Annotated in this window: 7 protein-coding genes; all 7 read right to left on the bottom strand. The window is 62.3% G+C overall.

Annotated elements, in window-relative coordinates; translation table 11 throughout:
- Position 1: 1 nt before the first annotated feature.
- Positions 2-1,414: a type IVB secretion system protein IcmH/DotU gene (icmH, locus tag P3T24_RS02750; RefSeq protein ID WP_429432186.1), complete on the bottom strand. Its 1,413-nt coding sequence runs from the start codon at positions 1,412-1,414 to the stop codon at positions 2-4.
- Positions 1,411-2,748 (bottom strand): type VI secretion system baseplate subunit TssK, encoded by a 1,338-nt coding sequence (gene tssK, locus P3T24_RS02745; protein ID WP_429432183.1) that lies wholly within the window; start codon positions 2,746-2,748, stop codon positions 1,411-1,413. The genes icmH and tssK overlap by 4 nt, the downstream gene beginning before the upstream one ends.
- A 108-nt stretch (positions 2,749-2,856) precedes the next feature.
- Entirely contained in the window at positions 2,857-4,404 is a 1,548-nt protein-coding gene (gene tagH / locus P3T24_RS02740) for a type VI secretion system-associated FHA domain protein TagH (RefSeq protein WP_429432180.1), read from the bottom strand.
- Complete coding sequence (locus P3T24_RS02735) at positions 4,401-4,949, bottom strand: DUF6931 family protein (RefSeq protein ID WP_429432177.1); 549 nt, start codon at positions 4,947-4,949, stop codon at positions 4,401-4,403. The genes tagH and P3T24_RS02735 overlap by 4 nt, the downstream gene beginning before the upstream one ends.
- A 2-nt stretch (positions 4,950-4,951) precedes the next feature.
- On the bottom strand, positions 4,952-6,838 hold the full coding sequence (gene tssI / locus P3T24_RS02730; protein ID WP_429432174.1) for a type VI secretion system tip protein TssI/VgrG: 1,887 nt from the start codon (positions 6,836-6,838) through the stop codon (positions 4,952-4,954).
- 132 nt (positions 6,839-6,970) lie between these two features.
- Complete coding sequence (locus P3T24_RS02725) at positions 6,971-8,500, bottom strand: hypothetical protein (RefSeq protein ID WP_429432171.1); 1,530 nt, start codon at positions 8,498-8,500, stop codon at positions 6,971-6,973.
- A 63-nt stretch (positions 8,501-8,563) separates the two neighbouring features.
- Positions 8,564-11,266 carry a type VI secretion system ATPase TssH gene (gene tssH, locus P3T24_RS02720; RefSeq protein ID WP_429432168.1) on the bottom strand — a complete coding sequence of 901 codons (2,703 nt, stop codon included), beginning with the start codon at positions 11,264-11,266 and terminating at the stop codon, positions 8,564-8,566.
- Positions 11,267-11,343: the final 77 nt, after the last annotated feature.

The raw sequence follows: 11,343 nt of genomic DNA, 5'->3' as shown, positions 1-11,343 counted from the left end.
CTCAGTTCTCCGGGATGTAGAGGATTTCGACGCGCCGGTTGCGCGCCCGGTTGGCGGGCAGATCGGCCGGCGTGGCGATCGGCTGCGACGAACCTGCGCCGTTCGACTCGAGCCTGCGCGGATCGTCGAGGCCCTGCGCGAGGATTTGCGCGGTGTTCTGCGCACGCGCCGTCGACAATTCGAAGTTGTCCTTGAATTTCAGGGAGCGCACGGGCTGGTCGTCGGTATGGCCGACCACGACAACCCGGCCTTGCACCTGATTCAACGCCCACGTGATACGGTGCAGGAGCGGCACAACCTCGGGGGCGATATCGGCACCGCCGGACGGGAATAGCTCCGCCGCAGCCAGACGCACGGTGTCGCGGCCGTCGGCCTGCTCGTCGACGCTTAGCTGCCCCGCCTGCTCCTGTGGCGCAAGCAGTTGCTTGAGCGTCAGATGCGCGGCCTTGGGCGTCGCGACCGTTTGTGGCGGCGCGGCCTCCTCGAGGCCTATCGTGGCAAGCTGCGCGCTGACGGGTGCCGTAAGTGCGTTGAGCCGCGTGAAGAAGAACAGGAACGTCCCCAGCACGATCAGGAGCGCAGCGGCGCTCGCCACCCACAGCGGCACGTGGCGCATCACCGGATTGCGCCGGTCTTCGACACCGCGCCAGTGCGGCGCCAGTTCGTCAGCGGGCGCTTCGCGAAGCCCGCGGATGCGGCGGTACAGGTCGTCCTGAATGTCGGCCAGCCGCGCGAGGCCGCCCTGCTCCACCAGATAGCGACCGCCGAAACCCAACGCCAGGCAGATGTACATCATTTCGATCAGGTCCAGATGACGCGAGAAGTCCACGCTCAGTCGATCGAGGATCTGGAAGAACTTGGCGCCGCCGTAGGTTTCGCCGTGGAAGGTTACGAGCAATGTTTTCTGGGTCCAGCCACTCTGGTCGCTCCATGGCGCGTTGTTCACAGACTCGTCGAGCATCGTGCACAGCACGTAGCGCGCGGCCATGATCGTCTGCGTGTTGATTCCCGCATCTTGCGTATAACGCTCAAAGCTTCGCACGTGCGCTACGGCCTGCTCGCGCAGACGGCCGATGTCGACCGGTGGCGCCACGCTGTGCCGCAACTGCACCGCCAGCAGCAGTAGCGGATTGGCGGCGCGAACGAGCGGATTAGCGACGCCGCTAAGGAAGTCGCCCAGTTCGGCGCGCAGTGCGGCCCGCCTGGACGGCTGGGCGAATTGACCGGGTTGCGTGGTTTGTGTGGTTTGTGTGCTTTGTGCGGCACGCACGGTCTGCGGGCGCGGCGACATGATGCGTGTCGCGTCGTCGGCGTTGCCTGTAGCCGTCGCACCCGTCATGTCCAGCGAGTCACGCGGACGCACGAGGGTCGCGTCGGCGCGCACCGAGTCATTGGAGCGGTTGCCGGGATTCATGCGCGCACCGCCCACAGTTGCAGATCGAGTCCGGCAAAACCGCTGCCGAAGTGCATCGCGATGCCTCCGGATGTCTTCAGCATGCGCCACATCGGCGAGTTCCGGTCGCACTCGAAGTACAGGAAGCCAGACGTGTACGGCAGTTGGCGCGGCGCCACTGCCATCGGCGATACGCCGATGCCTGGAAGTTGCAGATTGACCAGGTCGCGGATCTTTTCGACCGGGCCGATCTTCGACTGCGTCGGTAACTGCCGGCGCATGTCCTCGGACTTCAGATCTGCTTTCGCCGCCAGCACAAAGGTTGCCGTATCGAGCAGCGTCAGATCAGGCACGACACCCACCCAGACACCGTACTTGCGTTGCTGCAGCGGAATCGCCACGGCGTTTTGCTCGAGCACCGCGCTCAGCGCGAGGCGCAACGCCGCGATCACCGGCTCGAAGCTCTCGCGCAGCGCCTCGTGGCGGTACGGCGGAAAGGCTTGTACGCGCTTTCCGGGCGACGTGAAGGTGGCAAGTTCTCCAGCCAGTTCGAGCAGCAGGCCGAATAATGCTTCAGGGTGCAACAGCGGCGCTTCGGCCAGATGCGCAACGAGTGGCTGATAACGGTTGATGACCTGCAGCATCAGGAAGTCGGCGATCTCGGCGGCGCCGCCACGATCGGTTTCGGCGACACGGCCCGCGAGTGCCTCGCCGCGCTGATGCAACAAGCCGAGCAGTTCGGAGAGGAACGTCACCAGCCGCCTCGCCGCCTCGGTGTTGAGAGCGCTCGGCATAAAGCCGTCATCGAGAATCACGCGCCGGTCGGCCCGGCATTCGACCACCCGGGCGAGGGGAATGCTCATCAGGCCTTCGGCGGGCTGCGACTCCGGCAACAGACGCGTGCTCATCCCCGCCACTTCGAGCGCCGTGACCCCTTCCATGCTGCCGGAAGCATCGAGCACTTCGGTTTCGCGCACCCGATAGCGAAACAGCTGGTCGGAGCCCGCGTCAAGCCCCGCGCTGTCAGGTTGGGTTGGCGAGCGCAGCGGCAACGTCAGATGCACGACCTGGTCGCGCCAGTTCGCGTCGATGTCGAGCGGTGGCGGCAACGGATCGTCTCCAGGCATCGCGAACGGCGTGCCATCGGGAAACACGCCTCGCGCACGCTTGATGCCGAGCTTGCCGATCGCGAGCAGCTCGCTTTCCAGCTCGAGCTCCTGAAAGCCCCAGCCGTGCGGACGCAGCGCGCCGGTGCGCAGTTGCACGTAGCGTTCGAAGTAGCGCTCCTGCTGCTGCATGTGCTGCGGCCTGAGAAACAGGCCTTCGCTCCATACCACCTTGTTGTTCTGAGTCATGTCGGAATGCCGGGTAATGGTTCTTCAAGCGTCGTGCGCGATCGGTCGCTCACGACGGCGGGTGATAGCCTGGAATGCTTCGTGTCGCGATAGGCCCGCGGACGGCCTTCAGTTGCGCCGCTTTTTCAGGCGCCCTAGCTGCTCTTCATAGGCGCGAGCGAATTCGTCGCCAAACAGTCTTCGAAAGCATTCGTCAGGATTCCTTGTGACTGCTTCGAACTCTTCCTTGTAACGTTCCCAATGTCGCGGCCGGCCGCCAAACGGCAGCCGCCGCGTGCTGCCTTCGTCGAACTGCTCGATTCGTGCGGGGTCGAAGTGCGCAAGCATCGAATCGAAAGCGGAACGTACGCCGGCTAGCATCGCCATCTGGTGATTGCGGATGTCCTCGGCGGCATCGGCGAGAGCGGCGCTACCCGAGAGAAATCCGCCGTCGGGCGGCGCGAGCAGCCGTTTGACCGCCTCCTTCGCGGTCGGCGCGAACTTCAGCGGGTTGTTTTCCGAGCGCTGGATCAGCGTTGCGGGTAGCCGGAAGCTGTTTTTCAGTTCTGCCCGGGCGCGTAATACGTCCATCATCGCGTCCACGGCGATCTCGAACATTGCGTCAAGTCCGGATGAGTTTGGCTCAGCGACAGGCGCCTGTACTGGAGGCGTGGGGGGCGCTGCAAGTGGGACGGCGAGCTCGGCCGACGGCACGCCTGCGTCCGCCATACCCGTGCCTGGCATCGGCGCGGCCGGGGTTTCCGGCGCTGACGGTGCGCGCTCGGGTGGCTCCGTCACCGTCTGCAATGCATCTGCGCCGGCGTCGGTAGCAGGCGCTTTATCCGGCGACTCGAATGCCATCCCCGTCGACACCTCACCTTGACCCACGTTCGCCGCCTCAGCATGCACGGCAGCCCGATAGCCGGTTGCGTCCCAGTCGTCCGGGAGCATCGGCGCATCGACGCGCGCGGCCTGCGGTTGCGGCGGCCGATAGCGGTCGGTAACCGAGGGCGTGTGGTTCCAGTCCTGAGCCGGCGGCGCGAGCGGCGGCGGTTCATCCTGATACGAAGACGGCGCGTCGAACAGCGCCAGCGGATCGAGGCTGGAGTCGGGAGCAGGCGACGTAGCGCCCGGTATCAAGCCTTCAGCTTCGCCTCCAGCGTCTGACCCGCCATCCCGCGCCGGGCGAAGCAGCAGACTCAGGTCCAGCGGATTCCTGTTTTCATCCGCAGCAAACGAGGGGCGCGCGAGCGCCGCGGACGCGGGTGCAGGTGCGGGCGTGGCTGCCGGGAGGGGCGCCGCTACGGGCGTTGCGACAGCACTCTCGCCCAGGCCACCGAAGCGCGTTTCATCTTCCCGGCTCAACCGCACGCTCACCTCGAAGGTATCGATCTGCAACCGGTCACCCTCCTTCAGTGCAGCCGGCTCCCCCTTGCGCAACGGCGCGCCGTTCAGCAGCATGCCGTTGGTACTCCGATCCTCGATGAAGTAAATGCCATTCAGGTAACGCACGACAGCATGGAGGCGCGATACGCCTTCCGAGCCGAGCATCCAGTCGCACTCCTCGGAGCGCCCAATGCTGCCATCGCGGCAGTCGAACAGCTGTTCACGGCGACCGTCGAAACGCTGCGCGCGTTCGCCTTCCAGCGCGAGGATCAAGCCAGGCGCGACACTCATTGCAACCCTCCATCGATTCCATCAGGAATGCTCAGCAGATTCAGGGCGTCGCGCACAAATGCCGTGCGGCGCGCATCGAACTGCGCCGGTTCCAGCACAGCCATGTAGGCGACTGCGGCACTCGCCGCAATCGCGCTCAGATGTGCAGGCGGCGGAGTCGGCCGCTCATGGTCGGGATTCAGATTGCCGCCCGACCAGCCTGCGGCAGCGGCGATCCACGCCCCGATCGTCTGATAACGATGCGTTTTTGCGAAGGCGAGCGCGGCAGCCTGTTGAGATTCCGCGGGCTCGCGCAGCCATGCCTCCGCCAGCGCGAGACCAGCCTGATCGTGCTCGGTCAGCGGCTGCCGGCGCCCACACTGGCAGGCCCACGCCACCGCATACCGGCGTGGCAACACACGGGCCAGCAGCCGCAGCGCATCGCTCCGGTGCCCGCCGTCGAGGAGTGCCTGCACGGCCGCACGCGCAGACGCGACCGGTCTCACGCAGGCGATCGCCTGTTCGGAAAGCCGCATCTGCCGGGCTGCATCGAGGATCGCGATCATGATTACAGGATCATCGGAGCAGCACCGCCGAGCACCGCGGTCGCAGTCCCGATCAGTTGCAGATTGGTGGACTGAACGAGGCAATCGGCTTCCGACATGATTTCCATCGCCGCGACCGAACTCATGTTCAGGTTCGCCTTGGAGTTGATCTCCATGGCGAGGTCCGAGGTCATCGTGACGTTCATGTCGCCGTTCAGGGTGAGATTCGTGCCCGAGATCACGATCTCGCCGGAGCTGTTCATCGTGATGCTCGCAAGCCCGGTGACAAGCCTGATCTGGCTGGCCGCAGTGAGCGTGTAGTCGTTGCCTACCTGTACGTCATGGTCGTGTTCCGATTCTTCGCGCAGATCCTTCTGTGCATGGATGAGCACCTGCTCGCTGCCCATCCGGTCCTCGAAGCGGATCTCGTTGTAGTCCTCACTACCGCCGCCCTGATGACTGCGGCTCTTCACACCGCTCTGCGTCTTGTTGTCGGGCAAGCCATACGGCGGCATGTTGTCGGCGTTATAGACACTGCCGATGATGAGCGGGCGGTCCGGATTGCCGTCGAGGAAACTCACCACGACTTCCTGCCCGACGCGTGGAATGAACTGCGCCCCCCAGCGCTTGCCGGCCCACATCTGTGCGACCCGCACGGGACATGAGTTTTGCGCATTGGGCTTGGCCGGGCGGTTCCAGAAGAACGTCACCTGCACGCGGCCGTATTTGTCCACGGAGATGTCCTCGGGCGTATCCCCATAGACCACCGCCGTCTGCAGGCCTGCAATCACTGGGCGTGGCGTCGACGGGGCCGTGCGAAACGGCTGGCGGCTGCGGATTACCTTGAAGTCGCACTGGAACGGCTCTTCGCCGTCGTCCCCTCCGCCACCCGACGCATAGTCCGGTTCCACAAGACGCGTCGTGGTGTCGATCACGAGGTATTCCTGGTTGGCTTGCGTAAGCGGAAAGTCCTGGAGCGTGAAAAGCACGCCGGTCGCGAGACCGCACGCATCGGTGCTGCCCACACTCATCGCGAGCGGCACGTTTAGCGCGTCGGCTCGCACCTGGGCGTAGCGCTGTCCATCGGAGAGACGCTCGTCGTAACCGACGTAGTCGTATGCGTAGTCGTAGATGTCGAGGCCGCTCACGTTGTGCACGTCCTCCGTGTCGGTCAACTCTTCGGTGGCGAGCAGCGACGCCTTCGGCTTGAGGTAGTCGTAGTCGTCGAGCTGTACCTTCGTCGTGTTCACCGCATGGGCAGTTTCCCAGTCGCTGATCGACGCTTTCATCCGCTTGCCACGCTCGATCGGCGGCGCATACGGTATCTGCTCGAAGCCGGGCACCGTCGAGTGCGCGCCGAGCGCGTCCGCTAGCACCATCGTGTGCGTGCTCTGCGTGTGCGTGAAGTAGTAGTAGATGCCTTCCTGCTCCATCAGGCGGCTGATGAAGTCGAAGTCGCTTTCGCGGTACTGCACGCAGTAGTCGCGCGCCGGATAGCTGCCGCTCAGACTCTGCTTCAGATCGCTATAGCCGACATCGCCAAGTACCGACTGGATGATCTGCGGCACACTCATGCTTCGGTAGATGCGGCAGTCGCGCCGGCGCGTGGCGAGCCAGGGCTTCGGCACGAGCCTGAACGTGTAGACCGCATAGCGCACGTTTTCGACGTTGACGAAGCCGCCCTGCTCGCCTTCGCAGACAATCCCGTTGAAGTAGCGCGTATAGCCCTGCGGAGAGACGAGTTTCACTGTCATCGGCGTGCCCAGCAGCGAGCGCAGATCCACTTCGACGTTCTTGCTGATCGCTTCCAACCGGTACGAAAACAGCTTGCCGAGCGACTCGCTAGCCGTCATGTTCGCGAACAGAAGGCTCGAGCCGAGCGTGGAGGTGAGCGTGGTTGCGTGTGCCATGAGATGAGTTGCATGCCGAGGCGCATGAGTCGTCGTGTTGTTACTTAGAACGACTGGGCTCCGCGTTTATTCCGTCGCTACGCACTTCGATGTCGGAACACGCCAGACCCGTTCAAGATGCACGCGGTCGTATCATTCGGCGCCTACCCCCGCTTGCACTCCGGAGATCAGTCTGGCAAGGCCTGATGCCTGAGCGCGCTTTGCGGGTTGCAGGTAAATTTCAAACTCCGGCACGGTGCTGGAAATTTCAAATCCCGTTTGCTCGAGGTATTCCGACGAGAATTCAATTAACGTTTGCAGGTGCGCTACCGCTGCATCAAAGACAGACTGATCGACTACGGCATCGTCCTTGATCAACTGGTAGAAGGAGACCTTGTCTACCAGGATGCCACTGTTGAGAATGACCGCCGCCACAGCCGGAGTCCTGCCAATACTGTCTGCAAACCAGGAATTGAAATCTCCCAGTGTCAGCACGTCCTTCTTCTGATACAACGCCTGGGCATCCCTGAACATCTGGTTCATCCGCTGGATCTGGAAATGCCGCCTGATCATTTGCCACAGAATCTCCAACGCCGACAAAATAATCGAATAGACAGGGGACGCAAGCGCCGCTGATTTTGCGTCAACCGCCAGTTTTCCTGAAGTTTTGGCAATGTTGTACACCCCTTCCGCAATGTCACTTGTCATCTCCTTGCGGAGAGTGCTGGCGAGCATCTGGCTGATGCCGGGTTTTATTGAAATTTTTCTCTCGCGAGCCCGTTGCTCGATTTTCACCAGCGACGCCGCCGCTGTATCGAGCAAGCTATCGAGCACATCGAAAGAATCGGTCACCACTGCCCCGACAATGGGACACAAAAAAGTCACCAGACTTTTAGTCAGATTGCGCTGGACTTGCCCGGCCTTCTCAAACCGTTCATCGAGATCGATAGTCCGTAGGCGGACAGGCTGACCAAACTCGGCGCGAAAGAATTCCTCGATCGATTTGGCTCTGGCCTCAACAAACTGGGTAACCTTGGTGACCAGCGCCTGGTTCATGGCCGGCAGGGGGCGCGAAGCAAGTTGCAGCACATCTTTTGCCGACATCGACTTCGTACGCTCGACCAGCCGGTCCAGTACGCGCTCCTTGAGGTTCAGGTTATTGAAAGTGCGTCCCGCTGCATCGATAGACGAGGCCACCGTCTGTGCCTGCAACGAGGCAGCATTGTTGGCAAAATCGAATAAATTATCTATCACGCCGTCCGTTATGAACTGGTAACTTGACTCGGAGCATTCCAGCTTGGAGAGAAACATCAGAATGGTTTCCCGCGTCTTCTTTTCGTATTTAAGATAATTGCTCTCTCCAAATATCTCCTGCATGACCGAAACGAGGCTGCCTTTCTTTGAAATATTCCGCCTCGATTTACTCCAGTTCTCGTAGCTTTGCTCCTTCAGCCTTTTCCATTTCTCAAAGGCCGCAATCAAACGGTCGTAGCGATCCCTCGCAACCACAAAGGTATAATTCTCGATGCATAGATTCAGCGCGACCAGCTCAGGACTAGCGGGACGCGCCATTGCCAGTATTTTTTGCGTCCGGTTCGCGTCTTCCGCAGGTTGGCCCGTTTGCTCCAACCATTGCGCGTATGTGAAAGGCAGTACGGGAAGTGTTTTGTCGAGTATTTGCATTATTTCCTCAGAAGCGTCTTCGCACGAGGGATTAAAAAAAATTGGCGCTTGCGGAATGCCCCATCACGACGTTGCGGCGGCCATGTCGATAGCAACCTGCTCAAGAGCATCGAAGCGATAGGCAAATTCACCGTCCTCCACGCTGACGTCCACGCACTCGACTTCCTCGCCTCGCATCGTCCGCGCCAAAAACTCACGGCTGATTTCCGGCAGCAGGGTATTGGTCAGAATCGCATCGATCATCCGCCCGCCTGATTCGCTCTCGGTGCAACGGCTCACCACCAGTCCTACTACTGCGTCGTCATACTCGAACGGCACGCGATAGCGATCTTCCACACGCCGCTTGATGCGCTCCAGTTGCAGCCTCACGATCTTCGCAAGCATGTCGCCGCTCAGCGGGAAATAAGGCACCGTCACAAGCCGCCCCAGCAATGCAGGTGGGAACACGTCCAGCAATGGCTCTCGCAAGGCCTTCGTGAGGTCTTCAACGTCCGGCAACCGTTGCGGATCCCTGCACAGCGCGGCAATCAGATCCGTGCCCACATTCGTGGTGAGCAGGATCAACGTGTTCCTGAAACTGATCGAGCGCCCTTCGCCGTCCTCCATCACGCCCTTGTCGAAGACCTGGAAAAAGATCTCGTGCACATCGGGATGCGCCTTTTCGATCTCGTCGAGCAGCACCACCGAGTACGGCTTGCGACGCACGGCTTCGGTCAGCACGCCGCCTTCGCCATAACCGACGTATCCCGGCGGCGCGCCCTTCAAAGTCGAGACCGTATGCGCTTCCTGAAACTCGCTCATGTTGATGGTGATCAGATTGTGCTCGCCGCCGTACAGCGCTTCGGCCAGCGCCAGTGCGGTCTCGGTCTTGCCCACCCCCGACGTGCCGGCGAGCATGAACACACCGATCGGTCTCCCGGGATTGTCGAGACCGGCACGAGACGTCTGGATGCGCCTCGCGATCATCTCCATCGCATGGTCCTGACCGATCACACGCTCGCACATCACGGACGCGAGATTCATTACAGTCTGCAGTTCGCTGCGCAGCATCCGGCCCACCGGGATGCCGGTCCAGTCCGCGGTCACCGCAGCGACGGCCTGGTAGTCGACGTTGGGCAGGATCAGTGGGCTTTCGCCCTGCAATTCGACCAGTTGCGCCTGGAGTTGCCTGAGTCCGGCGAGTGCGGCGGCTTTTGCGTCGTCGTCCATCTCAGGGTCTTCGCTTCTCAAGCGCGCGCGCAAGGCCAGAATCTGCTCAACCAGAGCTTTCTCTTCCGCCCACCCGGCTTCGAGATGCCGCAAACGCTCACGCTCACTCGCGAGCATCGCGGCAGCTTGCGGCTCGCGCTCTCCAACGTCGACTCCGACCGTCTTCTCGCGTGCAATGATGGCTTGCTGCGTTTCCAGTGCCTCGATGCGCTTCATCGCATCGTCGATCTCCGCGGGTACCGCATGCTGGCTGATCGCGACGCGCGCACAAGCCGTATCGAGCAGGCTCACGGCCTTGTCCGGCAATTGCCGCGCCGGGATGTAGCGATGCGACAGCTTGACGGCCGCTTCGAGTGCCTCGTCGAGGATCTGCACGCGATGGTGCTGTTCCATCACGTTCGCGACGCCGCGCAACATCAGGATCGCCTTGTCCTCGCCTGGCTCGTCGACCTGCACGGGTTGGAAGCGGCGCGTTAGCGCCGGATCCTTTTCGATGTGCTTACGATATTCGGCCCAGGTGGTCGCACCGATCGTGCGCAGGTTGCCGCGCGCCAGCGCGGGCTTCAACAGATTCGCCGCGTCGCCAGTGCCCGCGGCACCGCCCGCGCCCACCAGCGTATGCGCCTCGTCGATGAAAAGGATGATCGGCCTGGGCGAGGCCTGCACTTCGTCGATCACCTGACGCAGCCGGTTTTCGAATTCGCCCTTCATGCTTGCCCCGGCCTGCAGCAGACCGATATCGAGCACGCGCACCTGCACCGCTTGCAACGGCGGCGGCACGTCGCCACGCGCGATGCGCAACGCGAAGCCCTCGACTACCGCCGTCTTGCCGACGCCGGCCTCGCCGACCAGCATCGGGTTGTTTTGACGCCGGCGCATCAGCACGTCGACCAGTTGACGAATCTCGCCATCGCGGCCCACTACCGGATCGATCTTGCCGTCGCGGGCCTGCGCGGTCAGATCGACGGTGAACTGGGCAAGCGCCTGCTGCTTGCCCAGTTGCGCGGGTGCCAGCGCACCGCTGCTCTCACCGGGCGCGACCTGATCGGCACGAAAACCGTCAGCGGCATGCTGACCGTCTTCCGGCGACCCCGAGACAATGCCTGCGAATTCATCCGCAAGGGTCTCGGCGCGCACCTTCTCGAACTCGCTGGACACGTTAAGAAGTGCATGGCGCAGATGGCGCGTTCTCAGCAGCCCAACAATCAGATAGCCGCTGCGCACCTGGCTTTCGCCAAACATCAGCGTGGCGAAGACCCAGCCGCGCTCGACGGCCTCTTCCACTTCGGCGGACAGATCGGAAATGCTGGTGCTGCCACGCGGCAGCCGTTCGAGCGCGCCGGTCACGTCGCGCGCAAGATGCGCAGGATTCAGTCCGAAGTGACTCACAATGCGATGCAGATCCGAATCCTGCAACTGCAGGATCTGGTGAATCCAGTGCGCCAGTTCGACATACGGGTTGCCACGCAGCTTGCAAAACACGGTGGCACTTTCGATAGAGCGGTAGGCAAGCGGATTGAGCTTGCCGAACAGCGCGCCGCGACTGATTTCAGCCATGGTTTCCGATCCTGTATAACGTGAGGCAGCCGACGTGCGGCCGCCGTTGGGTTGAACGATGCGCCCGCCAGTGCGGC

Origin of the sequence: Paraburkholderia sp. GAS33 (assembly GCF_050436645.1) — a bacterium.
Classification (GTDB): Bacteria; Pseudomonadota; Gammaproteobacteria; order Burkholderiales; family Burkholderiaceae; genus Paraburkholderia; species Paraburkholderia phenazinium_B.
This window is presented reverse-complemented; position numbering and strand designations above follow the sequence as displayed.

Coding starts and splice junctions, on each gene's coding strand:
- icmH (WP_429432186.1), bottom strand. CDS start 1,414: ATGAATCCCGGCAACCGCTCCAATGACTCGGTGCGCGCCGACGCGACC.
- tssK (WP_429432183.1), bottom strand. CDS start 2,748: ATGACTCAGAACAACAAGGTGGTATGGAGCGAAGGCCTGTTTCTCAGG.
- tagH (WP_429432180.1), bottom strand. CDS start 4,404: ATGAGTGTCGCGCCTGGCTTGATCCTCGCGCTGGAAGGCGAACGCGCG.
- P3T24_RS02735 (WP_429432177.1), bottom strand. CDS start 4,949: ATGATCGCGATCCTCGATGCAGCCCGGCAGATGCGGCTTTCCGAACAG.
- tssI (WP_429432174.1), bottom strand. CDS start 6,838: ATGGCACACGCAACCACGCTCACCTCCACGCTCGGCTCGAGCCTTCTG.
- P3T24_RS02725 (WP_429432171.1), bottom strand. CDS start 8,500: ATGCAAATACTCGACAAAACACTTCCCGTACTGCCTTTCACATACGCG.
- tssH (WP_429432168.1), bottom strand. CDS start 11,266: ATGGCTGAAATCAGTCGCGGCGCGCTGTTCGGCAAGCTCAATCCGCTT.